This is a genomic window from Spirosoma spitsbergense DSM 19989 (assembly GCF_000374085.1).
In the GTDB taxonomy this organism is placed as follows: domain Bacteria; phylum Bacteroidota; class Bacteroidia; order Cytophagales; family Spirosomataceae; genus Spirosoma; species Spirosoma spitsbergense.
Genome location: NZ_KB893561.1, coordinates 1 through 16,252 on the forward strand (window position 1 = coordinate 1; position 16,252 = coordinate 16,252).

Consider the following 16,252-nt stretch of genomic DNA (forward strand, 5'->3'; position numbering starts at 1 on the left):
TGTCTACTTCCCGGAAAAAATCCTGTATGCGATTTTCATTGGAGGCTAACTTGACTTTGTCGTTCAGATGTTGTGCAATCTCACAAAATTGTGTATTTCTGCTTTTTATGAGCCCAATAATAAACTGAGCGACGAACTTTTTACGGGCTAAATTGGCTACAATTGGTGCTTTATGCAGGAGTGTTGTAATTTGGTCAATGAAGTTCTGCTTCATGGGAAAGGGGGATATTTGGAGCTTGAGAACTACAAAAATCCAACTTTCCCTTTTTCATCCCAATTTTAGCAGGGTACAGTAACCATACACTAAAAACCATACACTTTACCTGTTCATCATCGACTCAATCTCGTCGGCTTCGACCGGAATAGTTGCCATCAGGTCAATATTACCGGATTCCGTTAGCAGCACGTTATTTTCCAGCCGAATGCCTAATTTTTCCTCGCGTATATAAATACCCGGCTCTACCGTAAACACCATCCCCGGTTCCATTTTCCGGTACTTGTTGCCCACATCATGCACGTCGAGACCCAGGAAGTGTGAGGTACCGTGCATAAAATATTTTTTGTATAAAGGGGCATCGGGGTCCTGTTTTTCCACTTCTGCCTTATCCAAAAGGCCCAAACCGATTAGTTCGGACTCCATCACCCGGCCCACTTCCCGGTGGTACTCGTCCCACAGGTTTCCGGGCCGCAGCATCTGGGTGGCTTCCTTCATCACCCGCAATACGGCATCATATACCGCCCGTTGCCGTGGAGAGAATCGACCGTTAACGGGCACTGAGCGAGTCATGTCAGCATTGTAGTTGGCGTACTCCGCGCCAATATCCAGCAGAATAACATCTCCATCCTGGCACTGAGCACTGTTATCGATGTAATGCAGTACGCAGGCATTGGCACCGGAGGCAATAATCGGGCTGTAGGCAGTGCCGCGCGAACGGTTTTTGAGGAATTCGTGCATCATCTCGGCCTCAATCTCATACTCCCAAACACCCGGTTTGATGAATGCCAGCAGTCGGCGAAACATCGTTTCCGTTGTGTCGATGGCCGTTTGAATGAGGGGTAACTCCTGCGGCTGTTTGATAGCCCGCAACTGATGCATGAGCGGAGCCAGCCGTTCCAGCCGGTGGAGCGGGTACCTCTGCCGGAATTCATCTACATACCGGGCATCCTGGGTTTGCACCGCCACGCCCGCCCGGGTATGTTCATTGGTATTCAGGTACACAAAATCTGCCTCATAGACCATCTGGATAAAAATGGTCTCGAACTGATTCATCCAGTAAATCTGCTTCTGCGGGATGCCGGTCACCTGTTCCGCTTCGGCCTTCGTTAGTTTGTGTCCCTCCCAGATTTCAATGAGTTCGCTGGTTTCGCGCAGAAAAAGCAGTTCCCGAAACTTCGGGTCTGGATGTTCAGGAAAAAGTACCAGCCGGGTTTCTTCCTGATCGACACCACTGAGGTAGAAAAGGTCGTTGTTTTGCCGAAAGGTCATCGTACCGTCGGCATTAGTCGGCATGATGTCATTGGCATTGAGTACTACCAGTGATTTTGGTTTCAGCAGTTGAGTAAGACGCTGACGATTGGTAATGAAAAGCTGATTGTCAATGGGCAAATAACGCATGCGTCCGACGGTTGAGGCTGATTTTCTGTTTAATTTTGCAAATAAAGGCAAAAGCCGTAACAGTATCTACGGGTTTTTGTGTTTAGTCTGTCAGCAGCTTTTTGCCGAAAGCCCCTGCTCATTTTCTGCCTAAACCTATTCTGATGCGTCAACTAACTATATTCTTCTGCCTTTTCATTTCGTTTGCAGGGGCCCAGCCTGGTGCGGCCCAGCCCAACACCCCTAAGTACTGGGTGTTGCTTCGTGATAAAGAACAGACATCGACTCCCGCCCTGTCGAAGCAATCCCTTCTTCAGCGCCAACAGCAACAGTTACCGCTGGACGAAACGGACTTGCCGGTATCAACGGCCTATCTGAACCAGTTAAAACAGGCGGGTATCCAGCCCGTTTGCCAGTCGCGCTGGCTGAATGCGGTGTCGGTTCGGCTCACCACAGATCAATACGCACGGGTGTCGGCTTTGCCTTTCGTCGAACAAATTCTGGCCATCGACCCCGCCATTGTTGTTACATCTCTCGGGTTACCGGTCAACCCGCAGATGGCTCCCGTACTGACCCAGATTCAGGCCCCCGACTTTGTTCAGGCTGGTTTGACGGGTCGCTTCGTTAACATTGGCATTATCGATGCCGGTTTTTTCGGGGCCGATTCGGCCAGTGCGCTCAAGCATGTATTTGCCCGCGATGGAGTGAAACGGGTACGGGATTATGTCAATGAAAAGAAGACGCATGGCAACCTGTTCCGCACCCTCGAAACCATGTCCGACTTCCACGGAACGGAGGTCATGGCGGCCATTGCGGGGAACGACCCAACCGAAAATATCCAGTTTGGCATGGCTACGGATGCTACGTTTTACCTGGCCCGCACCGACCAGGGAAACCGCGAGTATCGGGGCGAAGAAGATTACTGGGTATCGGCCATGGAATGGATGGACAGTCTGGGTGTGCGGCTTATAAACACCTCGCTGGGTTACGCAAAGGGCATGAGCAACCCGAAGGAAAATTACGAACCCAGCCAGATGAATGGCCACACGAGCCTCATTAGCCGGGCCGCCCAGATTGCCGCCGACAAAAAAGGCATCCTCATTATTGTATCGGCCGGGAATGAAGGCGAAGACCGGTCGTGGCGCATCATCAGCACTCCCGCCGATGCACAGGGTGTACTCGCCATCGGGGCCACCAACGGGCGGCTTTGGAACCGCATTGGCTACAGCAGCATTGGACCGGAAGAACTCCCGTATCTAAAACCGAATGTATCGTGCTTTTCGCTGTACGGTACGTCCCTGTCGGCACCGGTTATTACGGGCTTTGCCGCCTGTATTATGCAGGCAAACCCCAAACTAACCAATAAACAGGTGATGGACATCATCGAAAAATCGTCGCACCTGTACCCCTACGGCAATAATTACATTGGCTATGGCGTGCCGCAGGCATCGCGGGCACTGGCTCTGCTCCGGAATCAGGATTCACCGGCAACGGCCCGGTCGGTGAAGGCTACCGGCAAAACGCTGACGTTACCCGTTGAGACCACGGAAGCCATCGTTTCGGTCTTCCATAAGAAAGATGCCACGCACGTACTGCAGCAGGAAGCGGGAAAAGTGGCCAACGGCAAACTCACCCTGCGCCGGTCGAATGGGGAAAAACAGACGACGGTCGACTTGAAGAAAGAAGTGATTGAGGTGATTTGGGAGTAAGAACAACCTGACGGCTTATAAATACGCCCCTTTGCTCAGGTAATTTTTTACGTAGTCAGCGATACCATCTTCGAGCGAGAAAAAGTGCTTCTGATACCCGATGGAACGAAGCTTGGACATATTCGCCTGCGTGAAGTACTGGTATTTATCGCGTATATCGACGGGAGTATCGATGAAGTCGATTTGGGGTTCCAGATCGAGGGCGTAAAACGTGTTTTTAGCCAGATCGAGGAAGGTACGGGCTTTGCCACTGCCGAGGTTATAAATGCCGGAGTTCCGCCGGTGGTGCATCAAAAACAGGCAAATGTCTACTACGTCTTTTACGTAAACGAAATCGCGCATTTGCTCCCCATCGGCAAAATCAGGATTGTGCGAACGGAATAACTTCATGCCCCCCGACTGCTTAATCTGATTGTACGCGTGAAAAATCACGGATGCCATTCGCCCTTTGTGGTACTCATTGGGGCCGTATACATTAAAGAATTTCAGGCCCGCCCAGAAGAAGGGTTTCCGCTCCTGCTCCAGCACCCAGTTGTCGAATTCGTTCTTCGAGTCGCCGTACGGATTGAGCGGTTTCAGCTGCGGAATAAGTGACTCATTATCATCATATCCCAGTTCACCCAGGCCGTAGGTAGCGGCCGAAGAAGCATAGACCATGGGTATCTGATACTCGATGCAGCGGTGCCAGATTTGCTTGGAGTATTCAACGTTCAGGTGCTCAAAAATCTCCCGGTCAAACTCGGTCGTATCGGTACGGGCACCGATGTGAAAAATGAACTCTACCTCCTGATAATTCTGGTCGAGCCAGTCGAAGAAAACCTCCCGATCTACCCGTTCCTGAATACGTTTACCGACCAGATTTGCTTCCTTTTCGGGATAAGAAAAATCATCAACGGCAATAATGAAATTGAAGTTTTCCTGATTCAACCTGCTGATTAAACAGCTCCCAATAAAACCGGCGGCTCCCGTAACGATAATCATAAACTGGTGGTCGTAAACGTGTTCGTATTGATAACTAGCTAAGTAACACTTAAAACTAAGTAAAACAGGGTGTAAAGATACAGGTTTTATCTCGGAGAATAGAATAGCGTATTTAGGGATTAAATTGTACATTTCCAATACAAAACACAATACAATTTATCTTCATATATATACATAGACTTTTCTATTTTTACGGAGGGTCATTCCATTCGTATCTTTGTCGCTGAATCTTTCAAACCGGCGTTTCTGGCAACCGCCCCATCTAAACCAGACAAATGGTCTATATCAATCGAATTGAACATTTCAACGCGGCCCACCGGCTTTATAATCCAGCCTGGTCGGAAGAGCGGAACAAAGAAGTTTTTGGCCCCTGTGCGAACATAAACTGGCACGGTCATAATTTTGAACTGATCGTAACGGTCAAAGGGCAACCCGACCCCGATACGGGGTTTGTGATCGACCTGAAATTGCTGGGCGACATCGTCAGGCGGGAAGTTATTGAAAAGGTAGATCATAAAAACCTGAACCTCGATGTCGATTTTATGCACGGTAAAATGGCCAGTTGCGAAATCTTCATCATGGAGATATGGAAGATTCTGGAACGCGCCCTCGAGCCCGTTACGGATGCGCATCTGCACCAGCTTCGGCTATACGAAACCCCGAAGAACTTTGTCGATTATTTTGGCGAGTAACCTTTATTTGTCATTGACGGTCATTAGCTTCGCATTATAAAATGGTCATTGATTGTCAAAGAAAAACGACTGCGCGACGATGGATGACGAGAAGCTAATGACTAAAAATGACGTACTATTTGATAGCTGGTGAACGCTCCGGCGACCTGCACGGTGCTAACCTGATCCGGGCTATTCACGCCCACGACCTACAGGCCCGTTTCCGGGCTTACGGCGGAGACCAGATGGAAGCTGCCGGGGCCACGGTGGTATGCCACTACCGTACCATGGCCTTCATGGGTTTTCTGGAGGTTGTAAAAAACCTGAAAACGATCCGGCGTAACCTGCGCGAATGCCAGGCCGATTTGCTGGCCCATCGGCCCGATGTGCTCATTCTGATCGATTATGCAGGTTTCAACCTGCGCATGGCCCGCTTTGCCAAACGACATGGCATTCCTGTTTTTTATTACATATCGCCCAAAGTGTGGGCCTGGAACCAGCGCCGGGCGTTGACCATCAAAGCAACCGTAGATCGTTTGTTCACCATTCTACCCTTTGAAACCGAATTCTTTGCCCGCTACAACTTTAAGGTCGAATACGTAGGTAACCCGCTGTTCGATGCGCTGGCTGAATTCCGGCCAGACCCGGCCTTCCGGGAAAAGCTGGGCTTATCGGAGCAGCCGGTTATTGCACTCCTGCCCGGTAGCCGTCACCAGGAGATTACAGCCATCCTCCCCGTTATGCTGCGGGTTACCCGGCAATTTCCCGATTATCAGTTTCTGGTGGGCACTGTCAGCAACCTGCCCGCCATGCTCTACGACGATTTTCTGGTCAATTACCCCACCGTGAAACGCGTTGACGACGCAGCTTATGATCTATTGCATCTGGCAACAGCCTCGCTGGTGACGTCGGGAACCGCCACTCTCGAAACCGCCCTGCTGAACGTACCGCAGGTAGTATGCTACAAAACAACGGTAGTTTCCTACGCCATTGCCAAACGGTTGATTGCCGTTCCGTTCATCTCGCTGGTCAATTTGATTGCCGATCGGGAAGTAGTGAAAGAGTTGATTCAGAATGAACTCACCCCGGAACGAATAACGACCGAGTTACGCGCTATTTTACCGGGTCAAACGGGTCGGGAGGAACAACTGGCAGGTTACGCCGAAGTACTGCAAAAAATGGGAGAACCGGGTGCGTCGGAACGGGCGGGAAGGCTAATGGTGGAGGAGTTACGGCAGATAGTTTCATAGCCTTTTCCAGGATGGAAAATCCTGAGTGCGATACGACTGCTGCCGTATCGCTTTCCGCTGTAAAAGCCAGCATACTAAAGCATTATTATTTTATTTCGCATCAACTGCACCTGACCATTTTTCTCCATTTGCTTCAGCAAACGGGATATTACTTCGCGAGAGGTAACTAATTCCTGGGCAATGTCTTCGTGGGTGATAGACAACACGCTGCACTGGCAGCTGGCCACCTTCTTTTGCAGGTAAACCAATAGTCGCTCATCGAGTTTATGGAAAATTACCTCATCTATGGTTTCGAGCAGGTTGTCGAATCGTTTCTGGTAGGTTTGAAAAACAAACTGCTTCCAGGTCGAAAAGCGGCACATCCATTCATCCACTTTCTCAACGGGGATACTGATCATCGTTGTTTCTTCCTCAACAACGGCCGTAATTTCGCTCCGTTTAGTTCCCAGGCAACACGTGAGAGACATAGCACAGGCATCCAATCCCCCCAAATAATACAGTAAGGCTTCACGACCTCCCTGGTCGGGCCGCATGATTTTAACGGAACCCGTAAGAATGATGGGAACGGAACGGATAAACTCGCCGGGTCGAATGAGGTATGACCCAACCGAAGCATTTTTTAACTGACCAGCCTGGGCCAGTTCTTCCAGCAATGTGTACTCAAAACGCCCCTGAAAAATTTCCTGTAGATATTCAACCGATAGTTTCATGTTTCAACAGAGGATCGTTACCCAATAGCAGACGGGTAAACGTTTGGCGTAATAACCGTTTAGGCTTCAGTTAGATTCATAAACGCCATAACTAACCGATGGCAAAAGCAGAAAGGCTCTAAAAACGATTGGCGAGACAGGTGTCTTGCCAATCATTTTTAGAGCCTTTAAACGTTTACTGGCCAGGGTCTGTATCCAGGAAACCGTTGTTGCTTTCGGGAAAACAACAGGCGTATGAGAGCTACTATTTATTAAACTCCCGGTGGTAAGCCGCTTTGTAGAGCTCCTCTTCGGGCAGGCTTTTAAAATAATCGTACGTAATGCGCAGCCCCTCCTCACGAGTTACTTTAGGCTCCCAGTCCAGGATGGCTTTTGCCTTCGTAATGTCAGGCTGACGCTGTTTTGGATCATCGGTAGGCAGGTCTTTAAAAATGAGTTGCTGCTTCGTACCGGTAAGTTTGATAATCTCTTCGCCGAATTCTTTAATGGTAATTTCCGACGGATTCCCCACATTGACCGGATAGGCGTAATCACTGAGCAGCAGCCGATAAATCCCTTCTACCAGATCATCTACGTAGCAAAACGAGCGGGTTTGACTGCCATCGCCAAAAACGGTCAGATCTTCTCCCCGCAATGCCTGTCCAATAAAAGCGGGCAATACCCGGCCATCATTCAGGCGCATACGAGGACCATAGGTGTTAAAAATTCGGACAATGCGGGTTTCCACGCCATGATAGGTATGGTATGCCATGGTCATGGCCTCCTGAAAACGCTTGGCTTCATCGTACACACCACGCGGCCCAACGGGGTTTACATTACCCCAGTACTCTTCATTTTGTGGGTGAACCGTTGGGTCGCCGTACACTTCCGACGTGGAGGCAATCAGCACCCGTGCGCCTTTCACCCGCGCCAGACCCAGGCAGTTGTGGATACCCAGTGAGCCAACTTTCAGGGTTTGGATGGGTATTTTGAGGTAATCGATTGGACTGGCCGGCGAAGCGAAGTGCAGGATGTAATCCAGATTACCCGGTACATGGATAAACTTGGATACGTCGTGATGGTAGAATTCAAAGTTAGGCAGATGAAACAGATGCTCAATGTTACGGATATCGCCCGTAATGAGATTGTCCATCGCTATCACGTGGTATCCTTCTTTAATAAACCGGTCGCAAAGGTGCGATCCCAGGAATCCGGCCCCGCCGGTGATTAGTACTCGTTTCATTTTTTAGGTTTATGGTTTACAGTTTATAGTTTACGGTTTATATCGCTCCGGTGGCCGGGCATAAACTGTAAACCATAAACCGTAAACTGATTTATACTTTCTGCTCGACCGGTGCCAGCACCGCTTCCCGGCCGACGCTGTAGTAGGTATAGTTCTGTTCGCGCATCTGCTCAAGCTCATACACGTTCCGACCGTCGAAAATCACCTTGTTTTTCATCAACAGGTTCATCTTGTCGAAATCAGGTGTGCGGAACAGGGGCCATTCGGTAATGATGAAAAGCGCGTCGGCATCATCCAGAGCCGCGTATTGCGTATGGGCGTAGGCAATGGAATTACCCAGTTGATTACGAACATTGTCCATCGCTTCGGGATCGTAGACGGTAACTTTTGCACCGGCTTCGAGCAGTGCCCGGATATTGTCAAGTGCGGGTGCTTCCCGAATATCATCGGTGTAAGGTTTGAACGCCAGCCCCCAAACGGCAATGGTTTTCCCCTTCAGGTCACCTCCGAAGTGATTCAGAATCAACGGCATCATCTTGATTTTCTGCTCGTAGTTCACTTCCATCACCGATTTCAACACCTTAAAATCATAGTTGAAATCTTTAGCCGTTTTCGCCAGTGCCTGCACATCTTTGGGGAAACAGCTTCCACCGTAGCCAATACCTGCAAACAGGAATCGCTTGCCAATGCGGCTATCCGTACCAATACCCCGCCGAATATCGTCGACATTGGCACCGGCCCGTTCGCACAGGTTGGCAATCTCGTTCATGAACGTGATTTTGGTGGCCAGGAACGCGTTGGCAGCGTACTTGGTCATTTCGGCAGAGCGTTCGTCCATAAAGATAACGGGGTTTCCCTGCCGCACCAGCGGAGCATAGAGTTTATTCATAACGCCCTTTGCCCGCTCCGATTTCGTCCCAATTACCACACGGTCGGGTTTCATAAAATCTTCAACGGCCACACCTTCCCGCAGGAACTCGGGGTTCGAGACCACATCGAAATCAACTTTGGCGTTATCGGCAATGTGCGCATGAACTTTCTCGGCGGTGCCAACGGGTACCGTGCTCTTATCGACAATAACAGCATACTGGCTGAGAATAGGGCCAAGATCGCTGGCTACTTTCAGAATGTATTTCAGGTCGGCAGAGCCATCTTCGCCCGGTGGGGTGGGCAGGGCCAGAAAAATAACTTCCGCGTCTTTAATCCCTTCTTCCAGATTCGTCGTAAATATGAGACGACCTTCTTCTACGTTCCGATGAAACAGGGTTTCCAGTCCTGGTTCGTAGATGGGCACAATTCCATTATTTAGTTTCTCAACTTTTCGCTCGTCAATATCAACACACGTCACCTGGTTACCGGTTTCGGCAAAACACGTACCCGTAACGAGACCCACATATCCAGTTCCAACTACAGCTAATTTCATATCGATCGATTAACTAAGAATTTTACAACAATAATAACAGACGGGCAGACTTATCTGATGTCACAAAAATAGAAGTTTTTTAATAACCCCTTCTACTTACTTATCAATAGTGACTTATCGGTATCTTGTTACTTTATCAATCGAACCGGTTTTACACACGTTAAATTATATTGTACTCACTAAACCAATTGCAGGCGAAAGAATCTAAGTAGTTACGAAAGCCCTGTTTTTCACCACTTTAAACCCCTTGACAGCGAAAAAAAAAAGCTAAAATAGTCAATAGGTTCAGACGGTGAAAAAAGCTGAGTTTAATTGCTTACTTTGTATAAACCACAGATAAGACATTTCATCAGATTACTTTTTTCATGACAAACGAAATTGTAGAAAACCAAGAATTAATAGCCCAATCAGTACATGACCTGGGTGAACGGCTCATTAGGCCCAATATCCGACAATGGGATGAAGATCAGCACTTTCCAGTTGAGTTATTTCAACAGTTAGGGGAGCAGGGGCTAATGGGCATGCTGGTTCCTGTTGAATACGGCGGTACAGGTCTGGGCTATCGTGAATACGTAGCGGCTATTGTTGAACTGTCCCGAATCGACGGGTCGGTTGGTTTATCGATGGCAGCTCATAATTCCCTCTGTACCAATCATATTCTTATGTTCGGTAACGAGGACCAAAAACAAACCTACCTGCCCCGGTTAGCCACCGGCGAATGGCTGGGGGCCTGGGGCCTTACCGAGCCTAACACCGGTTCTGACGCGGGTAATATGCGAACAACGGCGGTTCGGGATGGGGATGGCTGGGTGCTGAATGGGGCTAAAAACTTTATTACGCACGGTAGAAGTGGAAATGTAGCCGTAGTGATTGCACGAACCGGAGAACCAAACGCCCCCCACAATGCCACGGCTTTTATAGTAGAACGGGGAACCCCCGGCTTTACGGGTGGCCGTAAAGAAGACAAATTAGGTATGAGGGCCTCGGAAACAGCGGAGATGTTGTTTCAGGATTGTCGGATTTCAGATGCTCAGCGGCTTGGTAAAGTGGGTGAAGGATTTATTCAATCGCTCAAAATCCTTGATGGTGGCCGGATTTCGATTGCGGCCCTCAGTCTGGGAATTGCCCATGGGGCTTATGATGCAGCCCTGGCGTATGCTAAAGAGCGGGAACAATTCGGAAAACCCATCGCCAGTTTTCAGGGAATCAGCTTCAAACTGGCCGACATGGCTACTGATATTGAAGCGGCTAAACTCCTGACCTATCAGGCTGCTGATTTGAAAGATGCCGGTAAACCCGTGACCAAAGAGTCGGCGATGGCGAAGTTGTTTGCCTCCGAAACAGCCGTTCGAGTGGCCAATGAGTCGGTACAGATTTTTGGTGGCTACGGCTACACGAAAGATTATCCGGCAGAGAAGTTTTATCGGGATGCCAAACTTTGCACTATTGGCGAAGGAACCAGTGAAATTCAGAAACTGGTCATTTCCAGGCAGATATTGAAGTAATAACGAGGGAGGTCAAGAGAAAAGAGGAAGCGAAGGAAAATGGCTTATAGCCATTTTCCTTCGCTTCCTCTTTCTTGTTACTGCTTATTTACTTTACACCGCGCTGCTGCGTCCCTTTATCAGCGCAGCAATACCTAGAATAATCACTGCACCTACAAAAGAAGTTAGGATTTGGTCAAAAATACCACCGTCACGACCAAAAATCAGACCGGCAACAAACCCACCGGCAATACCGAGCAGAATCTGAACGATGAGCGAGAATGAAAACCGCTTAAAAACAAGGTCAGCCAGCCAACCGGCAATGGCGCCTACTAAAATTGACACTAAGATTCCCATATCTGTTGCGAGTAAAATGAAAAGTTGTTTAAGAAACAGCAACCTAACGTCCAATAAGGATACATTGTTTATGTTTTTAGACCAATAACCGCCAGCATCCTGCCTGTTTGCCCATTTTCGGCCCGGTACGAGAAGTAAGTATCATTATTCAACACCGTCGAAAAAGGCGATACGGCTATCTGATTCAGTGGAATTCCAAAGTCGATTAAACAGGCCGCGTTAGCCCCTTTCAAATCAATACAATCCTTTCCTATACTCGACTTAGTTTGTTTGTACGGTGAGGCAAACTGTTCGGCCACCTCCGGCCCAACCTCAAACGAGCATTCGTCTATACAGGTCCCGACATAGGCATAACACGACCCCGCCAACGTACCAAACCGTTGCTGCATCATAGCCAGCGTTTTCGTAACTATCTCTCCTACCGTTCCCCGCCAACCCGCATGGATAGCAGCAACGGCCTGATGAGCATGGTCATAAATCAGGATGGGTACACAATCGGCAACGGTAACACCAATCAGCAAGCCTGGTCGGTTCGTTATCAACGCATCGTAGCCATCGAAACGACCTGCTTCGGTCGCCTGTAACACTTTCGTGCCGTGTACCTGATAGGCAGACGCAAAAGAATGCGTACCGGCACCGATTGCGTCGAAAAATCGCTGTCGGTTTTCAGCTACATTCTCTGGCGTATCCGCCGTGTTGATTCCCAGATTGAGCGAGTCGAACGGGGCCGGACTAATTCCCCCGTGTCGGGTGCTTTCGGTGGCAATGAGGTCAGGGAAATCGGCAAAGATGGAGAGAGCACGGTATAAATTGCTCGCTGCCTGAGTCTGAATGGGCATATAAGTGTAGCTGTAAAGCAAATTTGCGACTTAACAAGCATCATTCCAACTAACCGTTTCCTCAGCCATCCCTATCTTTTTACCATTCATCCAATGTAAAAACCGTTCCGGTAGTTTGCCATACATAGTACCAGCCACCACCTATATCTTTGTTTCACCAATCGGGAAGAACCCGACGGAAAATCGAAACAATCAAAAAAACATAATCACCATGAAAACGCTTATCAAATCCCTCGCATTAGCCCTTTCACTAGCTGTTGTTACCTCATCGGCCACTTTTGCCGAAACCAATCCTGGTGGTAAAACAAAAACAGTGGCTACCTACAAAACCGGTATGTACATGACGCAGGCTGGCAAACTGAGCATTGCCCTCGACAAAGAAAAAGGAGGCACCGTATCAATTAGTCTGAAAAGTGCCGATGGTCGGATACTGTACAACCGGCACCTCAGTAAAAATGACCAGATCTACCGTACCCGTTTGAATTTAAACCAACTGGAAGATGGCGTGTATCAGGTAGAAATTACCAATGGGGTAGAAACCACCACGCAGAGTGTAACCATCTCGACCCAACAACCTGCTACGCCTAACCGGCTTGTCTCAATCAGGTAAACCCTCATTCATAACACTGGAAAAGCCCCTGACGTGGTGCCGGTTTTGAGAAACCGGCACCACGTCAGGGGCTTTTCCAGACCGGGTATTTTTTATTTATCCAGCCCGACGTTCAAGAAATAAAGGAGTGTAGAACAAGTTAAAAGCAATAGCCCTGAAAGGTCGGACGGCCGAAACCGCGAAATCCTGACAGTGATGGTTATTTTCTGACAATTCTATCAAGATGACACCCCGCAGGGACTTAGCAAACAAACTTGTCCTGGGCCCCAAATGAAGTTATATCATCAGGCCCAAAAATTTGTCTGTAATTTTGCCAAACAAGATTATCAGTACGTTCCCCTACCATTATTATATTACTAACTCCAATCATGGTGAAGTTTATTCTGCTTCTAACACTGCTCGTAAGCAGGTCACTGTTTTTTAGCGATACGCACCTGAGCAAACAAAATCCAATAGACGGGAAGTCAGCTTCAGGAGCGGACTTTTGGTCGAAAAAAGACTCAACCGTCTATAAGTCGGAAGATCTACGTATTCAGAAGTTCTCCGATCATGTTTACGTTCATACATCCTTTTTGAATACCGATAGTTTTGGACGGGTAGCCTGCAACGGAATGATTATCATTAATGGCAATGAGGCCGTTATTTTTGATACGCCCGCCGATAATAAAAGCTCGGAAGAACTGATTCAGTACGTAACCGGGGTGCTCAAAACAAAAGTGAACGCCCTCATTCCTACCCACTTTCATGCCGATTGTGTGGGTGGTCTGGAAACGTTCAGTGAGCATAACATTCCTGCTTACGCATCCAATAAAACGATAGCACTCCTGAAAAGTAAGGGACAAAAATTCACTAAACCCATGAAGGGATTTGATGGCACCCTTACCCTACCCGTTGGCGATAAAAAAGTATACGCGGAATATTTCGGTGAAGGGCATACAAAGGATAATGTAATCGGCTATTTTCCGGACGGTAACGCGCTATTCGGGGGTTGTTTGATAAAAGAAGTGGGCGCAACGAAAGGAAATCTGGAGGATGCCAACGTAGTTGCCTGGCCGGGTACGGTAAGTAAGCTCAAACAAAAACATCCCCAGGCAAAAATTGTCGTTCCGGGGCATGGCAAATCAGGCGGAACGGAACTACTGGAGTATACGATCCATCTATTTCAGTAAAAGCACCAACCATAATTATTTGGTAAGCTCAAGCCCCAAATTGGTCCATTAAAAGCTACCCTTTATGCTCTCGTCCCGCCACCTTATTTTTATGGAAGTGGCCCGTTTACTAAGCTTCACCAAAGCCAGTCAGACCTTGTTTATCAGTCAGTCGGCCATTAGTAAGCATGTAAAATCGCTGGAGTATTTTTACAAAACAGGCCTGTTCGAGCGGCATGGCAACCACATCAGCCTAACCAAAACAGGGCAGGCACTATACAATAAGCTACTGGAGGCAAGCCAGTTACAGGAATCACTGCACCAGGAAATTCAGCAGATCAACGAAACCTTCCGGCCACCCACCAAACTGGCTATTGGTGCCAGTACAACCATTAGTTTATACGTGCTGCCCTCCGTGTTGTCTGCTTACCTTCGGCAGTACCCCAACCTTCAGATCAATGTGCTCAATCGAAACTCGGACAACATTCAGAACGCCCTGCTGGCACACGAGATCGACGTGGGCATTGTAGAGGGATTGACGCAGGTAAACACGCTGACCTATAGCCCTTTTATGACCGACGATGTGCTGGCGGTATGTTCGGGAAAAAGCCCCTTACGCGGGCGAGCGCTTATTGTTGCCGACCTGCCCACCATTCCGGTGGCTCTGCGCGAAAATGGGTCCGGTACGCTGGCGGTTATTGACGATGAACTGGATAAAAGAGGAATCAGTCTGGCCTCATTACCTGTATTGATCCGACTGGGCGGTACCGAGGCCCTGAAAAATTTCGTTTTGGCCGATACCTGCCTGGCGTTCCTGCCCAAACGAGCTATCATCAAAGAACTGGCAGCGGGCGAACTAGTTGAAGTGCCCATTCGGGACTTGACCTTACGACGCACGTTTTACTTTATCCAGCGCAAAGGAACGGAGAGTAACCAACTGGTCAACACCTTTATTCAGTTTACAAAGCGTCATTATTCCAACAGGGAATAACTCATATCAAAATGCTATTTGCTTCATGCGTTGATTACCGGGACTTTTCGGAAAAATACAACCATGAACACCCTCGCCACTTCATCACTGCTGGAAGACCTGCACTGTTCGCACTGCGGCTCCATTCATAACGCGCTCGTGCGCCAGACCTTGTCGACCTGCTGTCAGGCCCCGCTACTGTGTCAGTACGGGCTGGATACGGACACGTTATCTCAATCGGCGCTACAGAATCGGCCCAAATCCATGTGGCGATATGAAGAGTTTTTGCCCGTTATTCAGCCCGAGAACCAACTCACACTGGGCGAAGGGTTTACACCCATTTTACCGTTGAACCGACTGGCGGCCAAAGCGGGCTTCGCTCAACTCAGCCTGAAAGACGAAGGCCTGAATCCAACCGGGTCATTTAAGGCACGGGGACTTTGCATGGCCATTGCCAAAGCGAAGGAAAACGGTGAGCGGGCCTGTATTATTCCCACTGCCGGCAACGCTGGCGTAGCTATGGCGGCCTATTGCGCCAGAGCGGGTCTGGAAGCGATTGTAGTGATGCCCTCCCATACGCCCGACGCGTTCAAGGAAATGTGTATCGGTTATGGTGCCACGTTGATTTTGGTCGATGGACTCATCAACGATTGTGCCGCTAAAGCGCATGAACTGAATCGGGATGGGCGTTATTTCGACGTTTCGACCCTGAAAGAACCGTACCGGCTGGAAGGAAAAAAAACGATGGGCTACGAAATAGCCGAACAGTTGAACTGGCAACTGCCAGACGTAATCATGTACCCAACGGGGGGCGGAACCGGGCTAATTGGTATCTGGAAGGCGTTTCATGAACTGAAAGCACTGGGATGGCTGAGTCCCGAACAGCGGCTGCCCCGCATGGTAGCGGTGCAGGCCGAAAACTGCGCGCCCATTGTAACGACCTGGCAGGGAAAGCAACTCAACAGCAAACAATACGTGGGTAAAGCCACCCTGGCCAATGGTCTGGCTGTGCCGCGCCCCATTGGCGAGCCGCTGATGCTGAACGTACTCCGCGAATCGGGCGGAACGGCCATTGCTGTTTCGGAAGACGATATGCTGGACGGGGTCAGCGAACTCAGCCGACACGAAGGCCTGTTTGTGGCCCCAGAAGGGGGTGCAATCTGGTCCGCAACCAGGAAACTACTGCACCAGAACTGGCTCCAGCCGCATGAACATGTACTACTGCTGAATACGGGAGCAGGCCTGAACTACCTGGAAAACCTGAAAGGAAAATGGCGTGACTAA

General features: G+C 49.1%; 15 protein-coding genes and 1 pseudogene. 8 read left to right on the plus strand and 8 right to left on the minus strand.

The features are described from left to right. Nucleotides 1–214, minus strand: a pseudogene (locus B157_RS39425) (IS4 family transposase); the annotation flags it as partial. A gap of 105 nt (nt 215–319) precedes the next feature. Then, on the minus strand, nt 320–1,615 hold the full coding sequence (locus tag B157_RS0120930) for an aminopeptidase P N-terminal domain-containing protein (protein WP_020605263.1): 1,296 nt from the start codon (nt 1,613–1,615) through the stop codon (nt 320–322). A gap of 143 nt (nt 1,616–1,758) precedes the next feature. Here B157_RS0120930 and B157_RS0120940 point away from each other — a divergent pair, with 143 nt between their 5' ends. Next, a complete protein-coding gene (locus tag B157_RS0120940; RefSeq protein WP_020605265.1) occupies nt 1,759–3,303 on the plus strand; it encodes a S8 family serine peptidase in 1,545 nt (514 codons plus the stop codon). Between the two features lie 15 nt (nt 3,304–3,318). Here the strand turns inward: B157_RS0120940 and rfaD are convergent, their stop codons facing one another. After that, nucleotides 3,319–4,284 (minus strand): ADP-glyceromanno-heptose 6-epimerase, encoded by a 966-nt coding sequence (rfaD, locus tag B157_RS0120945; RefSeq protein WP_020605266.1) that lies wholly within the window; start codon nt 4,282–4,284, stop codon nt 3,319–3,321. A 275-nt stretch (nt 4,285–4,559) separates the two neighbouring features. Here rfaD and B157_RS0120950 point away from each other — a divergent pair, with 275 nt between their 5' ends. Continuing rightward, nucleotides 4,560–4,976 (plus strand): 6-pyruvoyl trahydropterin synthase family protein, encoded by a 417-nt coding sequence (locus tag B157_RS0120950; RefSeq protein ID WP_020605267.1) that lies wholly within the window; start codon nt 4,560–4,562, stop codon nt 4,974–4,976. 107 nt (nt 4,977–5,083) lie between these two features. After that, nucleotides 5,084–6,205 (plus strand): lipid-A-disaccharide synthase, encoded by a 1,122-nt coding sequence (gene lpxB / locus B157_RS0120955; RefSeq protein WP_020605268.1) that lies wholly within the window; start codon nt 5,084–5,086, stop codon nt 6,203–6,205. Between the two features lie 74 nt (nt 6,206–6,279). Here lpxB and B157_RS0120960 read toward each other — a convergent pair whose 3' ends face one another. The 3 genes from B157_RS0120960 to B157_RS0120970 form a co-directional block, all read right to left on the minus strand. Further along, nucleotides 6,280–6,915, minus strand: a complete 636-nt coding sequence (locus tag B157_RS0120960; protein ID WP_020605269.1) for a Crp/Fnr family transcriptional regulator — start codon at nt 6,913–6,915, stop codon at nt 6,280–6,282. A 244-nt stretch (nt 6,916–7,159) separates the two neighbouring features. Then, entirely contained in the window at nt 7,160–8,137 is a 978-nt protein-coding gene (locus tag B157_RS0120965; protein ID WP_020605270.1) for a UDP-glucuronic acid decarboxylase family protein, read from the minus strand. A gap of 91 nt (nt 8,138–8,228) precedes the next feature. Continuing rightward, nucleotides 8,229–9,560, minus strand: a complete 1,332-nt coding sequence (locus tag B157_RS0120970; protein ID WP_020605271.1) for a UDP-glucose dehydrogenase family protein — start codon at nt 9,558–9,560, stop codon at nt 8,229–8,231. Between the two features lie 365 nt (nt 9,561–9,925). Here B157_RS0120970 and B157_RS0120975 point away from each other — a divergent pair, with 365 nt between their 5' ends. Next, on the plus strand, nt 9,926–11,065 hold the full coding sequence (locus B157_RS0120975; protein ID WP_020605272.1) for an acyl-CoA dehydrogenase family protein: 1,140 nt from the start codon (nt 9,926–9,928) through the stop codon (nt 11,063–11,065). Nucleotides 11,066–11,158: 93 nt separating this feature from the next. On the opposite strand, the gene B157_RS0120980 is transcribed toward B157_RS0120975, so the two are convergent. Both B157_RS0120980 and pgeF read right to left on the minus strand, forming a co-directional pair. After that, nucleotides 11,159–11,401: a GlsB/YeaQ/YmgE family stress response membrane protein gene (locus B157_RS0120980; protein WP_020605273.1), complete on the minus strand. Its 243-nt coding sequence runs from the start codon at nt 11,399–11,401 to the stop codon at nt 11,159–11,161. Between the two features lie 68 nt (nt 11,402–11,469). Continuing rightward, the gene (pgeF, locus tag B157_RS0120985) at nt 11,470–12,240 is read right to left on the minus strand and encodes a peptidoglycan editing factor PgeF (protein WP_020605274.1); all 771 of its coding nucleotides are present in this window, start codon (nt 12,238–12,240) and stop codon (nt 11,470–11,472) included. A 211-nt stretch (nt 12,241–12,451) separates the two neighbouring features. Here pgeF and B157_RS0120990 point away from each other — a divergent pair, with 211 nt between their 5' ends. From B157_RS0120990 to B157_RS0121005, 4 genes are all read left to right on the plus strand, one after another. Further along, nucleotides 12,452–12,850 (plus strand): T9SS type A sorting domain-containing protein, encoded by a 399-nt coding sequence (locus tag B157_RS0120990; RefSeq protein WP_020605275.1) that lies wholly within the window; start codon nt 12,452–12,454, stop codon nt 12,848–12,850. Nucleotides 12,851–13,218: 368 nt separating this feature from the next. After that, a complete protein-coding gene (gene bla / locus B157_RS0120995) occupies nt 13,219–14,019 on the plus strand; it encodes a subclass B1 metallo-beta-lactamase (protein WP_020605276.1) in 801 nt (266 codons plus the stop codon). Between the two features lie 64 nt (nt 14,020–14,083). After that, nucleotides 14,084–14,989 carry a LysR substrate-binding domain-containing protein gene (locus B157_RS0121000; protein ID WP_020605277.1) on the plus strand — a complete coding sequence of 302 codons (906 nt, stop codon included), beginning with the start codon at nt 14,084–14,086 and terminating at the stop codon, nt 14,987–14,989. Nucleotides 14,990–15,052: 63 nt separating this feature from the next. Beyond that, nucleotides 15,053–16,252 carry a threonine synthase gene (locus B157_RS0121005; protein WP_169521770.1) on the plus strand — a complete coding sequence of 400 codons (1,200 nt, stop codon included), beginning with the start codon at nt 15,053–15,055 and terminating at the stop codon, nt 16,250–16,252.